General features: G+C 73.7%; 21 protein-coding genes and 1 pseudogene. 13 read left to right on the top strand and 9 right to left on the bottom strand.

From position 1 onward, the window contains the following. From ABD323_RS31220 to ABD323_RS31235, 4 genes are all read left to right on the top strand, one after another. A partial coding sequence (locus tag ABD323_RS31220) for a peptidoglycan recognition protein family protein (protein WP_344445397.1) occupies positions 1–980 on the top strand: 980 nt, incomplete at its 5' end. Positions 981–999: 19 nt separating this feature from the next. Beyond that, entirely contained in the window at positions 1,000–1,938 is a 939-nt protein-coding gene (locus tag ABD323_RS31225; RefSeq protein ID WP_344445398.1) for a DNA-3-methyladenine glycosylase family protein, read from the top strand. Between the two features lie 121 nt (positions 1,939–2,059). Continuing rightward, positions 2,060–2,332: a type II toxin-antitoxin system Phd/YefM family antitoxin gene (locus tag ABD323_RS31230; RefSeq protein ID WP_344445399.1), complete on the top strand. Its 273-nt coding sequence runs from the start codon at positions 2,060–2,062 to the stop codon at positions 2,330–2,332. Then, positions 2,329–2,598 (top strand): type II toxin-antitoxin system RelE family toxin, encoded by a 270-nt coding sequence (locus ABD323_RS31235; RefSeq protein WP_344445400.1) that lies wholly within the window; start codon positions 2,329–2,331, stop codon positions 2,596–2,598. Before ABD323_RS31230 ends, ABD323_RS31235 begins: the two co-directional genes overlap by 4 nt. Positions 2,599–2,652: 54 nt before the next feature. On the opposite strand, the gene ABD323_RS31240 is transcribed toward ABD323_RS31235, so the two are convergent. Together ABD323_RS31240 and ABD323_RS31245 are read right to left on the bottom strand one after the other, a co-directional pair. Then, positions 2,653–4,305 carry an MFS transporter gene (locus ABD323_RS31240; RefSeq protein ID WP_344445414.1) on the bottom strand — a complete coding sequence of 551 codons (1,653 nt, stop codon included), beginning with the start codon at positions 4,303–4,305 and terminating at the stop codon, positions 2,653–2,655. A 263-nt stretch (positions 4,306–4,568) separates the two neighbouring features. Beyond that, positions 4,569–5,078, bottom strand: coding sequence for a MarR family winged helix-turn-helix transcriptional regulator (locus tag ABD323_RS31245; protein WP_344445401.1), 510 nt, complete (start codon positions 5,076–5,078; stop codon positions 4,569–4,571). A gap of 458 nt (positions 5,079–5,536) precedes the next feature. Here ABD323_RS31245 and ABD323_RS31250 point away from each other — a divergent pair, with 458 nt between their 5' ends. Then, positions 5,537–6,151, top strand: coding sequence for an SMI1/KNR4 family protein (locus ABD323_RS31250; protein ID WP_344445402.1), 615 nt, complete (start codon positions 5,537–5,539; stop codon positions 6,149–6,151). 63 nt (positions 6,152–6,214) lie between these two features. Continuing rightward, a complete protein-coding gene (locus tag ABD323_RS31255) occupies positions 6,215–6,667 on the top strand; it encodes a hypothetical protein (RefSeq protein ID WP_344445403.1) in 453 nt (150 codons plus the stop codon). A gap of 32 nt (positions 6,668–6,699) precedes the next feature. Here ABD323_RS31255 and ABD323_RS31260 read toward each other — a convergent pair whose 3' ends face one another. Further along, complete coding sequence (locus tag ABD323_RS31260) at positions 6,700–7,332, bottom strand: AAA family ATPase (RefSeq protein WP_344445404.1); 633 nt, start codon at positions 7,330–7,332, stop codon at positions 6,700–6,702. 80 nt (positions 7,333–7,412) lie between these two features. Here ABD323_RS31260 and ABD323_RS31265 point away from each other — a divergent pair, with 80 nt between their 5' ends. Beyond that, positions 7,413–7,814 carry a hypothetical protein gene (locus ABD323_RS31265; RefSeq protein ID WP_425556219.1) on the top strand — a complete coding sequence of 134 codons (402 nt, stop codon included), beginning with the start codon at positions 7,413–7,415 and terminating at the stop codon, positions 7,812–7,814. Positions 7,815–7,832: 18 nt separating this feature from the next. Here the strand turns inward: ABD323_RS31265 and ABD323_RS31270 are convergent, their stop codons facing one another. From ABD323_RS31270 to ABD323_RS31280, 3 genes are read right to left on the bottom strand one after another with little or no spacing between them, the layout of a single operon-like run. Then, on the bottom strand, positions 7,833–8,621 hold the full coding sequence (locus ABD323_RS31270) for a tyrosine-protein phosphatase (protein ID WP_344445406.1): 789 nt from the start codon (positions 8,619–8,621) through the stop codon (positions 7,833–7,835). Next, entirely contained in the window at positions 8,618–8,863 is a 246-nt protein-coding gene (locus ABD323_RS31275) for a DUF397 domain-containing protein (RefSeq protein WP_344445407.1), read from the bottom strand. Before ABD323_RS31275 ends, ABD323_RS31270 begins: the two co-directional genes overlap by 4 nt. Position 8,864: 1 nt before the next feature. Then, on the bottom strand, positions 8,865–9,722 hold the full coding sequence (locus ABD323_RS31280; RefSeq protein ID WP_344445408.1) for a helix-turn-helix domain-containing protein: 858 nt from the start codon (positions 9,720–9,722) through the stop codon (positions 8,865–8,867). A gap of 191 nt (positions 9,723–9,913) precedes the next feature. Here ABD323_RS31280 and ABD323_RS31285 point away from each other — a divergent pair, with 191 nt between their 5' ends. Genes ABD323_RS31285 through ABD323_RS31295 form a run of 3 tightly spaced genes read left to right on the top strand, consistent with a single transcriptional unit; the run spans position 9,914 to position 10,662 of the window. Next, on the top strand, positions 9,914–10,138 hold the full coding sequence (locus tag ABD323_RS31285; RefSeq protein ID WP_344445409.1) for a hypothetical protein: 225 nt from the start codon (positions 9,914–9,916) through the stop codon (positions 10,136–10,138). Then, the gene (locus ABD323_RS31290) at positions 10,119–10,511 is read left to right on the top strand and encodes a hypothetical protein (RefSeq protein WP_344445410.1); all 393 of its coding nucleotides are present in this window, start codon (positions 10,119–10,121) and stop codon (positions 10,509–10,511) included. The genes ABD323_RS31285 and ABD323_RS31290 overlap by 20 nt, the downstream gene beginning before the upstream one ends. Next, a complete protein-coding gene (locus ABD323_RS31295) occupies positions 10,471–10,662 on the top strand; it encodes a hypothetical protein (protein WP_344445411.1) in 192 nt (63 codons plus the stop codon). The genes ABD323_RS31290 and ABD323_RS31295 overlap by 41 nt, the downstream gene beginning before the upstream one ends. Here ABD323_RS31295 and ABD323_RS31300 read toward each other — a convergent pair. The 3 genes from ABD323_RS31300 to ABD323_RS31310 all read right to left on the bottom strand — a co-directional run bounded on the left by ABD323_RS31300 (position 10,649) and on the right by ABD323_RS31310 (position 13,628). Then, the gene (locus tag ABD323_RS31300; RefSeq protein WP_344445415.1) at positions 10,649–11,980 is read right to left on the bottom strand and encodes a coenzyme F420-0:L-glutamate ligase; all 1,332 of its coding nucleotides are present in this window, start codon (positions 11,978–11,980) and stop codon (positions 10,649–10,651) included. The genes ABD323_RS31295 and ABD323_RS31300 overlap by 14 nt on opposite strands. A 77-nt stretch (positions 11,981–12,057) precedes the next feature. Next, the gene (gene cofD / locus ABD323_RS31305) at positions 12,058–13,017 is read right to left on the bottom strand and encodes a 2-phospho-L-lactate transferase (protein WP_344445412.1); all 960 of its coding nucleotides are present in this window, start codon (positions 13,015–13,017) and stop codon (positions 12,058–12,060) included. 74 nt (positions 13,018–13,091) lie between these two features. Next, the gene (locus ABD323_RS31310) at positions 13,092–13,628 is read right to left on the bottom strand and encodes a cysteine dioxygenase (RefSeq protein WP_344445416.1); all 537 of its coding nucleotides are present in this window, start codon (positions 13,626–13,628) and stop codon (positions 13,092–13,094) included. 867 nt (positions 13,629–14,495) lie between these two features. On the opposite strand from ABD323_RS31310, the gene ABD323_RS31315 reads away from it, so the two are divergent. The 3 genes and pseudogenes from ABD323_RS31315 to ABD323_RS31325 all read left to right on the top strand — a co-directional run. Further along, a complete protein-coding gene (locus ABD323_RS31315; RefSeq protein WP_035848588.1) occupies positions 14,496–14,765 on the top strand; it encodes a WhiB family transcriptional regulator in 270 nt (89 codons plus the stop codon). A gap of 251 nt (positions 14,766–15,016) precedes the next feature. Continuing rightward, positions 15,017–19,030: a glycosyltransferase gene (locus tag ABD323_RS31320; protein ID WP_344445413.1), complete on the top strand. Its 4,014-nt coding sequence runs from the start codon at positions 15,017–15,019 to the stop codon at positions 19,028–19,030. Beyond that, positions 19,027–19,354 (top strand): annotated as a pseudogene (locus tag ABD323_RS31325) (hypothetical protein); the annotation flags it as partial. The gene ABD323_RS31320 and the pseudogene ABD323_RS31325, both read left to right, overlap by 4 nt.

Raw genomic sequence — 19,354 nt, forward strand, 5'->3', positions numbered from 1 at the left:
GCCTGACCGCGCGCACCACCGCCGGCTTCTCGCTGCTCGGCGTCAGCTGGGACGACCCGGACGCGGTGCCGCCCGGCGGCGTCCAGGTCCGCACCCGGGCGGCCGGGCGCGGTGCCTGGAGCGCCTGGCGCGCCCTGCCCACCGACTCCGAGGACCAGCCCGAGCAGGCCGAGCGGACCGCCCCCGGCACCCGCGCCGCCACCGCCCCGCTCTGGGTGGGCCCCAGCGACGGGGTCGAGGTCCGGGCCGGTGGGTCGGGCCCGCTCCCGGCCGGCCTGCGGGTCGACCTGGTCGACCCCGGTGCCGCGCCCCGCGCCGCCGCGCCCGCCGCCGAGCCGCCGGCCCCGCGGCTGGCCCCGGGGGTGGACCACCAGGCCCCGCGGCCCGGCATCGTCACCCGCTCGGGGTGGGGCGCCGACGAGTCGCTGCGCGAGTCGGGCTTCGTCTACACCGGCGACGTCCGTGAGGTCTTCGTGCACCACACCGACACGGGCAACGACTACAGCTGCTCCGACGCCCCGGCGATCATCCGCGGCATCTACCAGTACCACGTGCAGACCAACGGCTGGCGGGACATCGGGTACAACTTCCTGGTCGACCGCTGCGGTCAGATCTACGAGGGCCGGGCCGGCGGCGTGGCCCGCTCGGTCCTGGGCGCGCACACGCTGGGCTTCAACACCGACTCGTCCGGCGTCGCGGCGATCGGCACCTTCGACGACGCCCAGCCGCCGCAGGCCCAGGTCGAGGGCGTGGCCAAGATCGCGGCCTGGAAGCTCGGCCTGACCGGGCGCGACGCCGGCGGCAGCGTCACCCTCACCTCGGCCAGCAGCGGCAGCCGCTACCCGCAGGGCACCTCGCACACCTTCAGCGCCATCTCCGGCCACCGGGACGCGTTCAACACCGACTGCCCGGGCGACACCCTGGCCAACCGGCTGGGTGACATCCGCGCGCTGGCCTCCCACCTCCAGGGCCGTCAGTAGCGCGGTAGACACTGGACGGGTGGACGACGCCCCCCACGAGCGCGCCTGGGTCCCCGACCGGCCGCTCGACCTGCACCGCACCCTCGCCCCGCTGCGCCGCGGTCCGGGCGACCCGGCCTGCCGGCTGGCCGGCGACGGGTCGCTCTGGCGGGCGTCGCGCACCCCGGCCGGCCCGGGCACGCTGCGGGTGGCCGAGCGGGCCGGCGAGGTGCGGGCGCAGGCCTGGGGGCCGGGCGCGGCCTGGCTGCTGGAGCGGCTGCCGGTGCTGCTGGGCGCCACCGACGACCCGTCAGGCCTGCTGCTGCCGCCGGGCCCGCTGCGCGAGGCCCAGCGCACCCACCCGGGCCTGCGGCTGTGCCGCACCGGCCTGGTGCTGGAGTCGCTGGTGCCGGCGATCCTGGAGCAGAAGGTCACCTCGGACGAGGCGTACCGGGCCTGGCGGCTGCTGCTGCGCGACTTCGGCACCCCGGCCCCCGGCCCCGCCCCGGGCACGGCGTACGGGACCGCCCAGGGCCTGCGGGTAGCGCCGTCCGCCCGCGAGTGGGCGCTGATCCCCTCCTGGGAGTGGCACCGGGCCGGCGTCGACCCCAAGCGCGCGGCCACCGTCCAGCGGGCGGTGCGGCTGGCCCCGCGGCTGGAGCAGGCCTCCGGCTTCGCGCACGCCGAGGCCTTCGCCCGGCTCACCGCGGTGCCCGGGATCGGGCACTGGACGGCCGCCGAGACCCTGCAGCGCAGCAACGGCGACGCCGACGCGGTCTCGGTCGGCGACTACCACCTGGCGAACTTCGTCGGCTGGGCGTTGGCCGGCCGCCCCCGCTCCGACGACGCCCAGCTCCTCGAACTGCTCGCCCCCTACGCCCCGCACCGCCACCGGGTCTGCCGCCTGATCGGCCTCACCGGCCTCCGCCCGCCGCGCTACGGCCCCCGGCTGACCCCCAACGACCACCGCTCCCGCTGACCCGCTGACCCACAGGACTGAACGCCGACCGCCACCGGGGTCGCCCAGGCGCCGGCCGGCACGGCACCTGGGAGCCCGCCCGCCCTGACGTGGTGTACACACCGGCGCGTACACTGGGCGCATGGCTGACGCACTGAGTATTCGTGACGCCCGGGCCCACCTCGCTGAGGTGGTGTCGAAGGCCGAGGCCGGCGAGATCACGGTGATCACGCGCAAGGGCGAGCGTGTGGGTGCGGTCGTGCCGATCTCGATCCTGGACGCCATTGAGGACGCCGCCGACGAACTGGCCGCCCGCGAGGCGCAGGCGCACCGTGACGACCCGACCGTCAGCATGGCCGAGCTCCTCGCGGACCTGTTCGCCGACCCCGGCACGGCATCGGGTGGGGCGGCGTGAAGTACGCGTTCCGCTTCACCACGCACGCCGGACGCCAACTGAGGGCCATCGGTCAGACCGAGGCGCTGCGCATCCTCACCGCGCTGACACCACTGGGAGACGATCCCTACGCCGAGGGTCTCGGCATCAGGAAGCTCAGCGGACACGAAGGCCTGTACCGCCTGCGAGTCGGTGAGTACCGCCTGATCTACGAAGTGCGGGACGGGGTCCTGGTGATCCTGGTGCTCCACGTGGGACACCGCCGAGAGGTGTACCGCAACCTCTGACGGCCCGGTGGCCGCACCGCCCCGCGGTGCGGCCCCCCACCGGACCGGGGTGGGTCAGGCCTTGGGGGTTCCGGTCGGCGGGTCGGTCGGTTCGAGCGGCTCGGCCTGGTGGCGGCCGCGCAGGGCCGAGGCGAGCGCGCCGGCCAGCGCCATCGCGGCGGCCGCGCCGAAGACGGTGACCAGGCCCTGGTGGAAGGGGCCCGAGACCAGCTCGGGGAAGAAGCGGTGGCCGGTGAGCGCGCGCACGCTGCTCTCCGGCAGGGTGCTCAGCACGCCGCTGGGGCCCAGCAGGTGGGCGACCGGGTTGTTGCCGAGGAAGGTCGCGAAGAGCGTGCTGACCGGCGGCAGTCCGGCCACCTGGGAGGCGGTGCCGGCGGGGACGCCCTGCGCCTGCAGGCCGCTGCTCATGGTCTGCGGCAGCGAGCTGGACAGGCCGGAGACCATCAGCGAGAAGAAGAGCCCGATCGACAGCGCACTGCCGGAGTTCTGGAAGGTCGCCCGCATGCCGGAGGCCACCCCGCGCTGGTCGGCCGGCACGCTGCCCATCACCGCCGAGGTGTTGGGCGCGGCGAACATCCCCTGGCCCAGCCCGCTGACGAAGAGCAGCGCGGCGAACGCGGGGTAGGAGAAGTCGACCGGCAGCGCGACCAGCCCGACGAACGAGCCGGTCACCAGCAGCAGCCCGGTGGTGGCGAAGAGCCGGGCGCCGAAGCGGTCGGAGAGGTAGCCGGAGGCCGGCCCGCCGACCAGGAAGCCGATGGTCAGCGGCAGCATGAAGATGCCGGCCCACAGCGGGGTGCGCTCGAAGTCGTAGCCGTGCAGCGGCAGCCAGATGCCCTGCAGCCAGACGATCAGCATGAACTGCATGCCGCCGCGGGCGATCGCGATCAGCAGCGCCGCCAGGTTGCCGGCCGCGAAGGCGCGGATCCGGAAGAGCCCCAGCTGGAACATCGGCTCGGCGACCCGGGTCTCCGCCACGCAGAAGGCGACCAGCAGGCCGGTGCCGGTGGCCAGGCCCCCCAGTACCCACGGGTTGGTCCAGCCGGTGGAGTGGCCCCCGTAGGGCTGGATGCCGTAGGTGACGGCCGCCAGCAGGGTGCCCGCCCCGGCGGTGAAGGTCAGGTTGCCCAGCCAGTCGATCCGTCCGGGCCGGGGGACGCCGGTCTCGCGCAGGCTGCGGTAGGACCAGTAGGTGCCGACCACGCCGAACGGCACGCTGACCCAGAAGACCGCCCGCCAGTCCCAGGCCGCCAGCACGCCGCCCGCCAGCAGGCCCAGGAACATCCCGGCCAGCGCGGTGATCTGGTTGATCCCCAGCGCCATGCCGCGCTGGCGGGCCGGGAAGGCGTCGGTGAGGATCGCGGCCGAGTTGGCGGTCAGCATCGCCCCGCCGACCGCCTGCACGACGCGGAACCCGATCAGCCAGAGCGCGCCGGCCCCGCCCTTCAACGGGTCGAGCGAGAGCGCGAGCGAGGCGGCGGCGAAGACCGCGAAGCCCAGGTTGTACATCCGGACCCGGCCGAACATGTCGCCGAGCCGGCCCAGCGCGACCACCAGCACCGCGGAGACCAGCGTGTAGCCGAGGATCATCCAGAGCAGGTAGCCGATGTTGCCGGGCGCCAGCGGGTCCAGCCCGATGCCGCGGAAGATCGCCGGCAGCGAGATGATCACGATGGAGCTGTCGATGGTCGCGATCAGCACGCCCATGGTGGTGTTGGAGAGCGCCACCCACTTGTAGCGGTCGCCGGACGGCGGGCTCGCCGCCGCGAGCGCGGGCGGGGGTATCGAGGGGGAGGCGGGGGTCGTGGTCGGCAGGGGGGACTTGGACATCTGCGGTGACTCCTGTCGCGTCGGTCCGCCGGCGGGCCGGCGCGCTGCGCCGGTCCGGACGTGCGGGGTGCCCGGGTGGTGTACACCGGGGCGCTCGCGGTCCGGCAGGACGCCCGTCAGAGGTGCTCTCGGGGGTGCTCTCAGAGGTACTCGGCGAGCCGTTCGAGCAGGGGCAGGGTGAGCAGGAGTTCGCGCTGCTCGGCGGGGGTCAGCGCGGCGCCGACGGCACCGGCCAGCCGCTGCACGGAGGCCGAACGGCCGTCGGTGACGATCCGCACGCCGGCCTCGGTCAGCGAGATCAGCAGGCGCCGCCCGTCGGTGGGGTCCGGACGGCGGGTCACCAGCTCGCGCTCCTCCAGCCCCGCGAGGGTGGCGGCCATCGCCTGCGGGCGCACCCGCTCCAGCTCGGCCAGCACCCCGGGCGAGAGCGACCCGTCCCGCTCCAGCCGTGCCAGCACGGAGAGTTCGGGATGGGTGAGCTCGCCGACCCCCTGCGACTGGCGCACCCGGCGGGCGATCCGCCCGACGGCCAGCCGCAGCCCGGCGGCGACCTCGGCGGCGACCTCGGCGGCGACCTCGGCGGGGTCGGGGGTGGGGTCGGGGTCGGGGGTGGGCGTGGCGCCGGCGGGGGAAGGGGGCTGCTGCTCCATGGATACTTACATTAACTTAATCAATCAGATGTAACTACCCCTGGCGGCGACCGCTGGACGGCAGTAGCAGTCGGGGGCGTCCTTCCCCGTGGGCTCCTGGGCGTGGATCCCCAGCCTGTGGCTGTCCTGTGCCACTGAACCTTGACGTCGTTGGCACGAACACTTGTCGGCCAATCTCCAGTGGCAAACCGTCAAGGGGCAGCGGCACAGGACGGCGGCAGGCTTGTCCTGTCTCAGTTGATCTGGTGACCGTCCCATCCCATCGAGGCGTCTACTCGGCGAACCCAGTCGTCGAGCCCTTCGTCTCAGCGAACCGAGTCACGCGGGCGGGCGCGGTGGGGATGGTGAAGGCTGTCACCACGGGTCGTATGAGTGTCACCAGGCGGGCATACAGTGAGCGCTCGTGATCACGTGGCTGCGAAGGAACGGCGACTGTGCACCCTGACGTGGACCGTCTCATGGCGCTGCTGCCTCCCGGCCCGGAGGACGGAGAGCGAGTCGACTGGCCGGTGGTTGAGCGGGATCTCGGCTGCCAGTTGCCGGTGGACTTCCGCGACCTGATCTCCGTCTACGGCGTCGGCACTATCGACGAGTGTCTGATGGTGCTTCCGCCTGTGAGCGGAAGGCATGAGTCGGGGATTGCGTCCGTAGGCCAGATGACCCCGACGCCCGAGAAGGCCGCGTGGCTCAAACACACGAAGTCCGACTACCCGCTGTGGCCGGAGCCCGGGGCGCTGCTGTGCGGACTCCGCTTGGCGGACGGCAACGGCGACCTGTGGGGCGCCGTTTACTGGCGTACGACGGGATCGGTTCCCGAGCGCTGGCCGGTTGTCCTGTGGGAGCGCCATCATCCCTTCATCGAGTTCGATCTGAGCATGACCGGCCTCCTGGTGAAGTGGCTGACAGAGTCCCCGGACCTCGACATCGACCGACGTCACCTTTTCGGGGCTCCCCACTCACGGTTCATCCACTGGCGCGTTGAGCGCGAGATGCGTGAGCGGGACCTCGACCCCTGGGAGTACCTGGAGACGCTCCAAATCGAGGCGCTGGAGGCGTTGGAGGCGGGGAGGTAGGTTCTGCGCAGGTCGCGCAGGTCGCGCAGGTCGCGCAGGTCGCGCAGGTGAAGGGGGCCAACTGTGGCAGAGATCGACGTACCGGGGCCGGACCCGACGTGGGATCCGGCTCCGTCGCCATGGGGCTCAGGGGGTGGCGGATGGCGACGGAACGACAACCCGGCGTTCCAGACGAGCCTTTGGGGCTATGCGCTGGGGGCCTTCGACCTGATCGCCGGACTGAGCACCCCGATGGCACCTCTGGCGGCACGCCTGCGACTCACCGTCGAACATGGCTGGGAGGACCTGGGCGAGGTCGAGGCGGCTATGTTCGCCATCCAGGAGATCGACTTTGCGTTGAGTCGGACCGCCGGAAACCCTCTCCCCGGTGTCTACGTCTGGTTGGCCAAGGCTGCGAGTGACCAGGCAGAGGCCCTGGACCTGCTGTTGGCCACGCTCGGCCTCGGCCGTGAGGCGTTGACCTTCCTTCGTGAGGTCACTCCCGAGGGCGAGACCTACTACCGGCCGTGTGACTAGCGCGCGGCCGACGACGCTGTGATCTGCACCGGTCAGTCGAAGCGGATGTGGCGGGCGCTGGTCCAGGCTCGGCGCAGGCGGCCGCGCAGCGGGCCGTCGGTGTTCGGGGTGAGGGTGAGTCCGGCGGAGGCGGCGAGGTGGTCGGCGACCTGCGCCACCGTGCGGTGGTCCGTCCGTACGTGCTCGGCGAACTCCGGTGCGCGCAGGCGCTCCAGGCACAGGTCGAGCTTGGAGAGCGCGAAGCTCTCCCGGCGCAGCGGGGCCTGCCTGCCGCCGGTCACCCGCACGACGTGCCCCAGACCGCGTTCGCGCAGCCGCCGCACGACCGTCGCCCGCTCGGCGAGCAGCGCGAAGTGCCGTACGTCGTGGCCGCGTTCGCGCAGCCGGCCGACCGTCTCGGCGAAGTAGGCCGGCTCCACGACCGTCATCGGGGCGATCACCACCCCGTCCTGCCGGGTCAGCGCCAGGTCCAGCACCTCGAGGACGCCCTGTCGCCAGGCCGCGATGTCCTGGAAGTCCGCGCGCAGGGCGGGCGGTGTCATCCGGTGCAGGCCGAAGCCGACGTGCTCGGGGTCGCAGATGACGCTGCCGGGCAGCCGGCGCCGGATCTCGTGCGCGGTCTGCGTCTTGCCGCCCCCGAAGGGGCCGTTGATCCACAGGAGCATGTGCCCGACCCTACGGACAGTGGGACCTGATCGGGGGAGCGACCCCGGGCCGCCCCGAACTGTCGGTGGCCCGGGCCATGATGACCGGCATGGACGCCGAGACGCTCACCAAGATCTGGACACGACTCCTGGCCGACCCCGAGAAGTCCTGGGTGCTGTTCGAACACGGCACCTGCGTCGTGCTGACCGCCCCCGAGGGCGACCTCGCCGAGCAGGCCACCGAGCTCCTGCGGGAGTTCGGCCCGGTGCACGTCGGGTCCCCGGCGGCGGACTTCGGAGTGATCGACCTGAAGGACGCCGAGGGGTGGGTGGTCACCGGTCATCACCAGGACGTGCTCACCTACGTCGCCCCCCACGAGCCGCACGAGCCGTCGGAGTTCGCCGTCGGGCTCTGCGGACGCTCCAAGCGCGACCGGGACGGCGGCGAGCTGCACGTCGTCCACGTCGCGGACGGGCGCCACGCTCCCGGCGTCGAGGTCTGAGCCCGGGGGCCGGGGGCCTCAGCCCTCGGTCAGCAGCAGCTCGCGCAGGGTGGTGCGGCGGGCCGGGGTGAGGCCGAGGCCCTCGCGCAGGTAGGCCTCGGGGCCGCCCCAGCGGGTCCGCACGGCGTCGAAGGCGGCCGCGAGGTAGGCGGGCCGGGCCTCGAAGATCGGGCGCAGCAGGGTCCACAGCTCCGAACCGGGCTCGGGGACCGTGCCGTCGGAGCGGGTGAAGCGGTAGGCCTGGGTGGGGTCGTTGCTGAGCAGGTAGTCGGCCAGGATCGCCTCCTGCGGCACGCCGAGCGCGAGCAGCACGATGACGATCGCCCAGCCGGCCCGGTCCTTGCCCGCCGAGCAGTGCAGCAGGGCGGGCAGGCCGCCGGGTTCGGCCAGGGTGACCAGCAGCCGGCCGAGTTGCTCGGTACGGTCGAGGACCCGGTTGCGGTAGGCGGTGACCATCCTGGCCTCGGCACCACCGTCGCCGAGTTCGGCCCGCAGCGTGGCCAGGTCGCCCTCGCGCAGCAGGCGGTAGAGCCGGGCACCCTGCGCGGGGTCGGTGAGCGAGAGCGAGAGGTGGGCGGCGCCGGGGACCGGGACGTCGGCCCGGTCGATGGTGAGGTCGGCGGTGCCGCGCAGGTCGACGATCAGGCGCAGGTCGAGCGCCGCGAGAGCCGCCACGTCGCCAGCGGTGGCCCGGGCGAGGTGCCCGCTGCGGAAGAGCCGTCCGGTGCGGACCACGCGACCGTCGGCGGCGGGCAGGCCGCCGACGTCACGGAAGTTGCGCACGCCGGTGAGGGAGGTGGTGGTCATGGCAGGAGGTTCTGCTGGCCGTCCTGGATGGCGCGCGTGTAGGCGGTGTACTCGCCGACGGTCCAGTAGAGCTTGGGCCCCTCGGGGTCGGTGGAGTCGCGCATGGCGTAGCCCGCGACGGCGCCGGCGATGACGATGGGAGTCACCTCGACACACAGGTTGCTTTCGGCTTCGCCGCTTCGATGCGACTTGTGCCAGACGTTGGCGGAGAGGTCGGCGGTGCGGAGGGTGCCCTTGTCCATGTCAGATCTCCTTGATCAGTTTCTCGATGAGAGCCGTCGACTCCAGGGGCGTGGCGGCGAAGCCGCCCATGTAGTCGTAGAGCCGACGTGCGTAACGCACGGGCTTGGCCTCTTCGGTGAAGGAAATGCCGCTCAACACGTCTGCGATTCGGATGCTCGGCTCGCTCGCGAAGTCGAAGATCGAAAACGGCCCGACCGAACTCGGTGCTACGGCGGCTTCCTTCGGGATCACGCGGATCGTGATGTTGGGTCGCGTCGACATCTCCAGGAGGTACTTCAGCTGTCCCCGCATCACCTCGGCTCCACCGGCATGCTCGCGCAAGGTCCCCTCGGCGATTACGGCGTCCAGAACGATGGGTCGGCGCCGCCTGAGGACCTCACTCCTGCGGTGGCGGACTTCCGCATAGAGGCTGGTCCGTGAGTTGCCGAACTCCAGCGCTTCAAAGTGAAAGATCGCCTTGATGTAGTCCGGGGTCTGGAGGAGTCCTGGTACTGATCCACTGGCGTAGATCCAGACCTTCTCGGCGACGTCCTCCAGCTCGATCAGGCGGACCAGGTTCTTCGACAGGTCCGGGTACTCCGCCCACCACACGTCGGCGGCTTCCTGGGCCGTGAAGTACAGCGCCTGGAAGGCCGCGCGGGTCTGCGCGTCGACCTCGTAGAGGTCCAGCATGACCATGAGTTGACGTGCCGTCGGCCACTGACCGCCGCGCTCGATGAACGAGACGATGTCGCGGCTCTTGCCGATCGCCTCGCCGACGGCTTTCTGCGTCACGCGCGGCCTGGTGGCCTCGCGCAACTGCTGGAGCTGTCGCCCGAAGGCGCGAAGGGACCGGGCTGTCTGCGGGTTGATCGACACGCCTCTCCTCCCAGGCTGTGGACCTCGTCCTGACGAAGCGTAACGCGCCGAAAGGCCGGACGGGTCACTCACAGGAGTGAAGCGGAGGGCGAATGCGCGCGCAGGTCTTGCGTAGAAAATGCGCGCGCAACAGACTCGTTCGCACCGGCCGCAGTCAGCGGCCACCGCACCGTAGTGCCCGGAGGTGTCCGATGGACCTCACGACCCCCGCACAGCGTCAAGCGACCACCGCGGCAGACGAGTTGGCCGCCGTTCTCGGCGAGGCCGGCTACCCGCTCCCGTCCCTGGCCGCCGACTGGCCGAGCATCACCGGCGACGTCCTGGTCACCCTCGGCCGGGCCCGTCCCGACGTCGTCGCCGGCATCGCCTCGCTGCTCCGCGACGGACTGACCGCCCGTGCCCAGCAGCAGGGTTGAGGGCCGGGGCGAGCGCGAGGAGCGCGAGCAGCGCGCCGCCGCCGAGCGGGTGGTCGACGCGATGGTGGACGCGCTGGCGCTGGCCGGCCTGCCGCCGTTACCGGGGCTCAGCGCCGGCCGCGTCACCGTCACCCCGGACGGGGTCCACGTCGAGATCGGCGGCTGCACCGTCCGCGCGCTCCGGGCGCTCGCCGAGCACGTCACTGCTCACGCGGGTTGCACGGGCCGCGTCCTGCGCGGCGAGACCGTGCCCTCTGGCCTGGCCGAACTGCCCGGTCTGCCGCACCGAGTGAGGTACCGAGATGAGCCCACCGCGCCACCCCAAGAGCACCATGACCCTGCGCGCCTACCGCCGCACCCCGACCGGCGCTGAGGTCGAACTCTCCCGCAGCGCCGTCCACCTGGGCGAGCCCTACCAGCACCCGATCACACTGGAGTGGCCCCCCTGTCACTGCCCCCGCTGCGAGGACGGCGAGGACACCGTCGAGGAGGCGCCGCCCCCGCCGCCCCTCACCGCACCGTGACGAAGTCCTCCACCCCGCGCTGGGGACGGTCCTTCGGCTGGGCGAGCGGGCGGCCGACCGCCACCGCGCCCATCGGGTCCCAGCCCGCCGGCAGCTCCAGCACCTCGCGCACCACCTCGCGGCAGAACATCGTGGAGGAGACCCAGGCCGTCCCGTACCCCTCGCCGGAGAGCGTGACGAGCAGGTTCTGCACGGCGGCGCCGATCGCCACCGTGAACATCTCCCGCTCGGCGCCGGCCCGTCGGGCGTCGGGGTAGTCGTGCGAGCCGTCCATCACCAGGCACGGCACCACCAGGTACGGCGCCTTGCGCAGCACGTCGCCGCGCGCGGTGCGGCGGGCGATCCGCTCCTCGTCCCAGCCGTCCAGCTCCCGCAGGTCGCGCTGCCAGGCGCCGAGCATGGCGTCCAGCAGGGCGGTGCGGGCGGCGCGGGACTCCAGCAGCACGAAGCGCCAGGGCGTGGTGTGGTGCGGGGCGGGCGCGGTGACGGCGGCGGCCACCGCGCGGCGCACCGCGTCCGGGTGGACCGGCTCGTCGCTGAACTCGCGCACGGTCCGGCGCAGGGTGACCGCCGTGCGTACGGCCTCCGAGGTGCCGAGCCGGAACATGTCCTCCTCGACCGGTCTGATCATCGGCCGGATGCCGTCGCCGTCCTGCTCGGTGACCAGGCCGGGCAGCCCGCGCACCAGCGCCACCGGGGTGCCGGTCGCCTTGCCCTTGACCAGGTCGCCGGCGGCGGCGAGCTCGTCGGCGGTGGCGGTGACGGTCATCGCCAGCTCGTTGCCGTGGCTGTCGGTGCGGCCGCGGTGGTCCTCCAGCACGTCCAGGCCGGCGGCGCCGATCGCCACGTCGGTGAGGCCGTTGCGCCACGGGCGGCCGAAGGTGTCGGTGACCAGCACCGCGACCTGGCGGCCGGTCAGCTCCTGGATCCGGGCACGGATCGCGCGCGCCGAGCCGTCCGGGTCCTCGGGCAGCAGCAGCACGGTGCCGGGCGGGGTGTTCGAGGCGTCCACGCCGGCGGCCGCCATCACCAGACCCTGCCGGTTCTCCACGATCCGGGTGCGGCCGCGCCGGGCGATCAGCCGGACCGTCTCGGCGTCGATCGCCGCCTCCCGGTCGTCGGCGTGCAGCAGCCGGCCCTCCGCCTTGCTGACGATCTTCGAGGTGACCAGCAGGATGTCGCCGTGGCGCAGGTCGGTCGTGCCGGTGGCGGCCTTGGCGATCAGCGCGCCGAGGTCGGCGCCCGCCTCGATCTCGGGCAGCCCCTCCAGTGGCAGCACCTCCAGCGCGCGGCCCGCGCCACCGTCGAGCCCGCTCAGGCCGCCGTCGAGCGTGCCGCCGTCGACAGCGCCACGGTCGAGCGCGCCACGGTCGAGCGACTCACCGTCGACCGCGCTCACGCCCGGACCTGCTCGGCCAGTTCCAGCGCGGCCCGGGCCATCGCCGCGGTCGCCGCGGGGTCGCTCATCAGCAGCGGGACGGCCCGGCACGGGATCCCGCCGGCCTCGACGGCGGCCACCGCCGCGGTGTCCGCCTCGTCCACCAGCCAGCCGTCCAGCAGGTCGGCGCCGTAGTGCAGCGCGACGTCCTGCGCGGTGGCGGCCACGCCGACCGCCGCGAGCACCTTGTCCGCCATGCCCCGCACCGGCGCGCCGCCGATGATCGGCGAGAGGCCCACCACGGGCGCGGGCGCGGCGGCCACCGCCGCGCGGATCCCGGGCACCGCCAGGATGGTGCCGATGCTGACCACCGGGTTGGACGGCGGGAAGAGGATCACGTCGGCCGCGGCGATCGCCTCCAGCACGCCGGGCGCCGGCTTGGCGCCCTCCGCGCCGACCGCGACGATCGCCTCGGCGGGCACCGAGGCGTGCAGCTTCACCCAGTACTCCTGGAAGTGCACCGCCCGGGTGCCCTGCTCGTCGGTGATCCGCACGTGCGTCTCGACCCGGTCGTCGCTCATCGGCAGCAGGCGCACGCCGGGCTGCCAGCGGTCGCAGAGCGCCTCGGTGACCGCGCTCAACGGGTAGCCGGCGCCCAGCATCTGGGTGCGCACGATGTGGGTGGCGAAGTCCTTGTCGCCGAGCCCGAACCAGGACGGGCCGACGCCGTAGGCGGCCAGCTCCTCCTTGACCGCGAAGCTCTCCTCGGCCCGACCCCAGCCCTGCTCCTCGTGGATGCCCCCGCCCAGGGTGTACATCACGGTGTCGAGGTCCGGACAGACCTTCAGACCGAAGAGGTGGATGTCGTCGCCGGTGTTGCCGATGACGGTGATCTCGTCGTCGGGGGCGATCACGTCCTTGAGACCGCGCAGGAAGCGTGCGCCCCCGATCCCGCCTGCCAGTGCCACGATACGCATGCGCTCATCCTGCCAGGCCGCCCACCGCGTCCGGGTACCCGCTACGCCCGTCGGCCACCCGCGCCGACGGACCGTCACACCTCGGGCGCGGGAGCGGGCGCCGGCGCGCCCGTCTGCTCGGGCAGCGCGGCGGAGGCCGGCTGCTCCCCGGCCGTGCCGTACTGGGTCATCGCGGTCAGCCCGGGGGTGTAGAGGTGGATGCTGACGGCCGGCTCCAGCGAGCCGTTGAGCATCTCGTGCAGGTAGCCGTCGGAGAAGACCCGCTGGCCGCCGGGGCGCAGCGTGCGGGTGCCCTCGCCGGCGCGGGTCAGCGAGCGCTCGACCAGCTCGCCCTGGACCACCGTCATCACGCCGGCAGACTCGCCGTGGTCGTGGAAGCCGCTGCTCTGGCCGGGCAGCCAGCTGAGCAGCCAGACCTCGTAGCCTGGGCCGGTCTCCAGCCGGGCGTACCAGCGGGTGAGCGCGTCGTAGCGCACCAGCGGGGCCCAGCGGTCGCGGTCGGCGGCGATCTCGCGCACCAGCCGGGCGTAGCCGGCCACCGTGGTCGGGTGGCCGGGCAGGTCGGTGCGGGTCAGGTGCGGGAAGGCCAGCGGGTCGCCGGCGATGCTCAGATCGCTGAGGCCGTCGGCCCAGGCGGGCGCCGGGACGGCGGCAGGGGCGGGGGCGGCGGGGGCCTGGAGCAGTCGCAGCGCGGCCCGGCGGGCGTGCTTGTTGCGGTCGCGGTTGCGCTTGCGGGGGCGGAGTCGATCGCGCATCGGGATCCTCGTGTGCGGCTGGTCGGTGGGGGGATCAGCCGGATCCGCGGGAGGGGACTTCGCACGCGCGGGCGGCCTTCGGTGGTCCTGGAGCGGCGCACCGAGGCCGGGGAGAAGAGGTGGAGCGGGCCGGCGCGCCTAGCGACAACAGGAGCAGCGACGGCAACACAGAGCGCTCGCGGCACGACGGAGCACGATGTGGCGGCTCCGCTGGGCGATGGACTCTGACATGGGATACAGGAGACCTCCTGGCGGGGGCGATTGTCAAACAGACCCTGGGGACATTCGGGTCACATCAGGGACGAACCACCGGATCGGGTGATAAGTCCCCCTCTAGGTTTCGATGCGGAGATCGCCGGGAAGGCAGGCGGTTGACCGGATTGCTCCCCGGCGGGACCGGGGTCGGACGGCGGCGCTCGCGGGCACTGTCGTCGCAGTGGACGCCACCGGCAACCGGATCGGTCCGCCACACGTCCCCCAGTACGGGGGTGGTGGGGCTCCCGCGCAGGTCATGCGGGCTGCGAGCTGCGGAAAGTCCGTTCTGTCCGGATATGTACACTATTTGTAGCCGCTTGGTTCCGGGGAGTGAATTCGCGACCCAATACCAGAGCTCGGCTTGACTGAGCCAGAGTGACGCACATGTAATTTCACTCGTGTCGTTCAGCCGATCCAGGCAACGGCCGCACGCACGGGGACGCCAAGAGGGGCAGAGGAGGCGCGCCAATGAGCGAGCTCTTTGAGCTGTTGATCGGTGAGGACATCGAAGAGGAAGAGGAGCTCGGCTGGCAGGAGCGCGCGCTGTGCGCGCAGACCGACCCGGAGTCCTTCTTCCCCGAGAAGGGCGGCTCCACCCGCGAGGCCAAGAAGGTCTGCCTCGCCTGCGAGGTGCGATCCGAATGCCTCGAATACGCCCTCGCCAACGACGAGCGGTTCGGTATCTGGGGAGGACTCTCCGAGCGCGAGCGTCGCAGGCTCAAGAAGAGCGCGGTCTGACCGCGATAGTCCGATCGCATGACTTTTTGCAGAATCTGTACAGATTCCACCGTAGTTGTGCAAGCGCCTCGCCGGGATGGCGGGGCGCTTTTGCATTTCCGTGCGCTGCCTGCGTTCGGCGCCCGCCGCCGGGGAGGGCGCCGCCCTCGCGGGGCCCCGGCAGCACCCCACCGGGTGGGCACCCCGGTCATCCACAGCCGTTAGTGTGGTGCGCCACCTGCCGTCCACCGGAACCGGGGCCTGCGCACTCGATGACTGCCTACAGCCAGCAGAACGGCTACCCCGACCAGCCGTCGTCCGGCCAGCAACCGCACGCGGGGCTGCCGCGCGGCCGGTTCGGCGCGGGCGAGTCCCGGCCCCCCGCGTACCCGCGCCACCTGGTCACCGCCGTCGTCGTCAGCCACGACGGCGCCCGCTGGCTGCCGCAGGCGCTGGCCGGCCTGCTCGGCCAGGACCGCCAGGTGCAGCGCATCCTCGCGGTGGACACCGGCAGCACCGACGCCTCCCCGCAGCTGCTGCGCGACACCCTCGAGGACTGGCTGCCCGACAGCGGACCGATCGTGCTCGGGCGCCGGGCCGGCTTCGGCACCGCCGTCGCCGAGGCCGTCTTCAACAGCCCGCCGCTGCGCCCCGAGGACCTCCCCTACAGCCTCGACCCCTCCGGCTACGACCCGGTCACCGGCGGCTGGGACGACTTCGGCGACCCGCTCGCCTCCGAGGACGACCTCGCCACCGGCGGCCCGCGCGAGACCCAGCCCGTCGAGTGGCTCTGGCTGCTGCACGACGACTGCGAACCGCAGACCGACGCGCTGCGCCGACTGCTCCAGGTGGCCGACACCACGCCCTCGGCCGCCGTCATCGGCCCCAAGCTGCGCAGCTGGTACGACCGGCGCCAGCTGCTCGAGGTCGGCGTCACCATCGCCCGCTCGGGACGGCGCTGGACCGGCCTGGACCGCCGCGAGCAGGACCAGGGCCAGCACGACCAGGTGCGCCCGGTGCTCGCGGTCTCCACCGCCGGCATGCTGGTGCGCCGCGACGTCTTCGAGCAGCTCGGCGGCTTCGACAAGGCGCTGCCGCTGATGCGCGACGACACCGACTTCTGCTGGCGGGTCAACGCGGCCGGCCACCGGGTCGTGGTCGCCCCCGACGCCGTGCTGCGGCACGCCGAGGCCGCCAGCCGCGAGCGCCGCGCGATCGACTGCGGCGCGGCGCACCCGCACCGGGTCGACAAGGCCGGCGCGGTCTACACGCTGCTGGCCAACTCCGGGCGGATGGTCTTCCCCTACGTGCTGCTGCGGCTGATCCTCGGCACCCTGCTGCGGGTCCTGGCCAACCTGGTCGGCAAGGACCCCAAGCAGGCGCTGGACGAGGTCGCGGGCCTGGGCCACGAACTGGTCCGGCTGCCCCGGCTGCTGCTGGCCCGCAAGCGCCGCTCGCGCACCCGCTCCTACGACGCACTGGACGACCGCAGCCTCTTCCCGCCGCCCGGCGCCACCGCGCGGCTCGCGGTGGAGAGCGCGATCGGCTCGCTGGGCATCGGCGGCGGCGACGACACGGTCGGCCGGCACGGCTCGGCGGAGTCCAGCGGCGGCGACGAGGACAGCGAGGTGCTCGAGGTCGAGCAGTTCGCGCTGATCAAGAAGCTGGCCCGGCGCCCCGCGCCGGTGCTCTTCGCCTGCCTGCTGGTCTTCGCGCTGATCGCCGGGCGCAACCTGCTCGGCAGCGGCACCCTGCTCGGCGGCGCGCTGCTGCCCGCCTCGGACGGCGCGTCCGGGCTGTGGGACATGTACGCGAGCGCCTGGCACCCGGTCGGCACCGGCTCCACCGCCGCCAGCCCGCCGTACCTGGCCGTGCTCTCGGTGCTCTCCTGGCTGCTGTTCGACCACGCGGACCTGGCGATCACCCTGGTCCTGGTGCTCTCGGTGCCGCTCTCCGCGGTCAGCGCCTACCTGGTCTCCCGCCCGCTGCTCGGCTCCAAGCTGGTACGGGCCTGGGCCAGCGCCACCTACGCGCTGCTGCCCGCGGCCGCCGGCGCCATAGCGCAGGGCCGGATCGGCACCGCGGTGCTCGCCGTCCTGCTGCCGCCGCTGGCCCGCGCCGCGGCCATCTCGGCGGGCCTGGGCATCCGCAAGGAGACCGCCGCCCGGGGCGCCCGGCCCGGCTGGCGGTCCACCTGGATGACCGTCCTGCTGCTCACCCTGTGCACCGCCTTCGTGCCGCTGACCTGGGCGATCGCCGTCCCGCTGACGCTGGCCGCGCTCACCGCGGCGATACTGCGCGGCGGCGCCTACGGCACGGGTCTGGCGGCCCTGCGGCTGCTGGGCCCGCGGATCGCGGTGACCCTGCTGCTGCCCGTGCTGGTGCTCGCGCCCTGGTCGCTGCACGTGCTCGCGCACCCCTCGCACCTGCTGCTGGAGGCCGGACTGCCGGGCTTCGACGGCCGGGCCGCCAGTGCGCCGGGCCTGCTGCTGGTCAACCCCGGCGGCTCGGGCGTGCCGCCCGTCTGGCTGTCGGCCGGCGTGGTGCTCGCGGCGCTGGCCGCGCTGCTGCGCTCGGACCGCCGGCGCGCGGTGCTGGCCGCCTGGGCCGCGGCCGGCGCCGAACTGGGCTTCGCCGTGGTGGTGGCCGGTACCAGCGTCACCCCGGCCTCCGGCGGCCCGGCCGTGGCGGCCTGGGCCGGACCAGCCACGCTGCTCAGCGGCATCGCGCTGCTGGCGGCGGCCGCGATCGGCGCCGACGGCGCCAACACCCGGGTGGCCGGCAGCGCCTTCGGCTGGCGCCAGCCGGTGGCCGCGCTGGTGGTCGCCTCGGCCGTGCTCGCCCCGCTGGGCACCGCCGTCTGGTGGGCCGTCAACGGCGCGGACGGGCCGCTGCGCCGCACCGCCGAGAGCCAGGTGCCCGCCTTCATCGCCGAGGAGGCCGGGACCGGTGACCGGGCCCGCACCCTGGTGCTGACCGGCGACGCGAGCGGCTCCGCGGTCCGCTTCGCGCTGGTGCGCGGCGGCGGCCTGACGCTGGGCCAGGCCGAGGGCACGGTGGACAGCGGCGGCGCCACCAGGGGCGCGCTGAACTCCCTGGTCGGCAGCCTGCTGGCCGGCTCCGGCGCCGACCAGGCCGGCGCGCTGGCCGGCTTCGGCGTCCAGTACCTGGTGGTCCAGGACCCGCTCACCGCCAAGGTGATGGACTCCCTGGACACCACCCCCGGCCTGATCCGCCTCAGCCAGGGCAACGGCACCGCGCTGTGGCAGGTGACCGGCGTACCGGCGGTCCGCGTGGTGATCACCGCGCCGGGCGCGGCCCCGGTGGCCGTCGCCGCCGGCACCCAGGACGTCGAGTCGACCATCGCGGCCGGCCCCGACGGCCGGGTGCTGCGGCTGGCGGACCAGGCCGACCCGGCCTGGAAGGCCACCCTGGACGGCACCGCCCTCAAGCCGGTCACCGTGGACGGCTGGGCGCAGGGCTTCCAGCTGCCCGCGAGCGGCGGCAAGCTCGAGGTCACCCGCACCACCGGCCTGCTGCACACCGGCTGGGTCTGGCTGCAACTGCTGCTCGGCGTCACCGTCCTGGTGCTCGCCCTGCCCGGCCGGCGCAGCCACAAGGACGACGACCTGCCCGAGGAGGTGGTGGCCGCCGCCGCGCTGGCCGCCGCCGCCCAGGCGCAGGCCCCGGCGCCCGGCAGCCGCCGGGCCCGCCGGATGGCCGAGCGCGGGGAGGGCGAGGCCGAGCCGGCCGAGGCCGAACCGGGCGTCTACGGCGCGGCGGCCGGCATCCCCGCGCAGGCCGCCGACGACGCCTACCAGGCGGCCGCCGCCCACCAGGACCCCTACGGTCAGCAGGCGTACGGCCAGGGCGACTACGAGCAGGCCGACCCGTACGGCTACGACCCGTACGCGGCCCAGTCCTACGAGGCCTACGCCGCGCAGCCGCAGTACGCCGGCGGCGAGCAGCCCTACCAGGGCGGCGAGTCCTACCCCGGGCAGGAGGGCTACCAGGGCGGCGAGCCGTACCAGGGCGCGCCGTACGGCGGCGAGCAGCAGCAGCCGTACGCCGAGGGCGGCTACCAGGGCCAGGGCGAGCCGTACCCGCAGTCCTACCCGCCGGAGTACGGCTACGACGGCTACCCGCAGCAGGGCTACCCCGGCGGCGAGCAGCAACAGCCCTGGCAGCCCGGCCAGGCCCATCCGCACGACCCCGACGACCCCTCCTACGGCGGCCACCCGCAGCACGACGGAGCCGACCCGCGATACGGAGTTGATCCGACATGAGGGTGCCCTCGCTCTCCCTGCAGCGCTCCGCCGGCGCCGATGACGCCGACCACCAGGCGGCGGCGGGCGGTCCCGGCCCCAGCCGCACCGGGGTCTCGCTGCTGGCCTGCGCCGCCGTCCTGGGCCTGGTCTTCGGCGTGGCCGAGCTGCGCCCACCGGCGGCGCCGGCCGGACCGCCGCCCGGCGCCGCGGTGGGCGCCCAGGTCGAGCGCACCGCGGTGGTCTGCCCGCAGCCGATCCAGGGCATGACCGGCACCACCCAGATCAGCGCGCTGACCCCCGGCAGCGGCGGCCCGGCGAACGGCGGCAGCGCCACCGTGCGCG

The organism is Kitasatospora nipponensis, assembly GCF_039528135.1.
GTDB classification, from domain to species: Bacteria; Actinomycetota; Actinomycetes; order Streptomycetales; family Streptomycetaceae; genus Kitasatospora; species Kitasatospora nipponensis.

Coding starts and splice junctions, on each gene's coding strand:
- cofD (WP_344445412.1), bottom strand. CDS start 13,017: ATGCGTATCGTGGCACTGGCAGGCGGGATCGGGGGCGCACGCTTCCTG.
- ABD323_RS31240 (WP_344445414.1), bottom strand. CDS start 4,305: ATGGGCGTGCTGATCGCGACCATCGACAGCTCCATCGTGATCATCTCG.
- ABD323_RS31315 (WP_035848588.1), top strand. CDS start 14,496: ATGAGCGAGCTCTTTGAGCTGTTGATCGGTGAGGACATCGAAGAGGAA.
- ABD323_RS31265 (WP_425556219.1), top strand. CDS start 7,413: ATGACCGGCATGGACGCCGAGACGCTCACCAAGATCTGGACACGACTC.
- ABD323_RS31250 (WP_344445402.1), top strand. CDS start 5,537: ATGGCGCTGCTGCCTCCCGGCCCGGAGGACGGAGAGCGAGTCGACTGG.
- ABD323_RS31230 (WP_344445399.1), top strand. CDS start 2,060: ATGGCTGACGCACTGAGTATTCGTGACGCCCGGGCCCACCTCGCTGAG.
- ABD323_RS31295 (WP_344445411.1), top strand. CDS start 10,471: ATGACCCTGCGCGCCTACCGCCGCACCCCGACCGGCGCTGAGGTCGAA.
- ABD323_RS31270 (WP_344445406.1), bottom strand. CDS start 8,621: ATGACCACCACCTCCCTCACCGGCGTGCGCAACTTCCGTGACGTCGGC.
- ABD323_RS31285 (WP_344445409.1), top strand. CDS start 9,914: ATGGACCTCACGACCCCCGCACAGCGTCAAGCGACCACCGCGGCAGAC.
- ABD323_RS31275 (WP_344445407.1), bottom strand. CDS start 8,863: ATGGACAAGGGCACCCTCCGCACCGCCGACCTCTCCGCCAACGTCTGG.
- ABD323_RS31245 (WP_344445401.1), bottom strand. CDS start 5,078: ATGGAGCAGCAGCCCCCTTCCCCCGCCGGCGCCACGCCCACCCCCGAC.
- ABD323_RS31320 (WP_344445413.1), top strand. CDS start 15,017: ATGACTGCCTACAGCCAGCAGAACGGCTACCCCGACCAGCCGTCGTCC.
- ABD323_RS31260 (WP_344445404.1), bottom strand. CDS start 7,332: ATGCTCCTGTGGATCAACGGCCCCTTCGGGGGCGGCAAGACGCAGACC.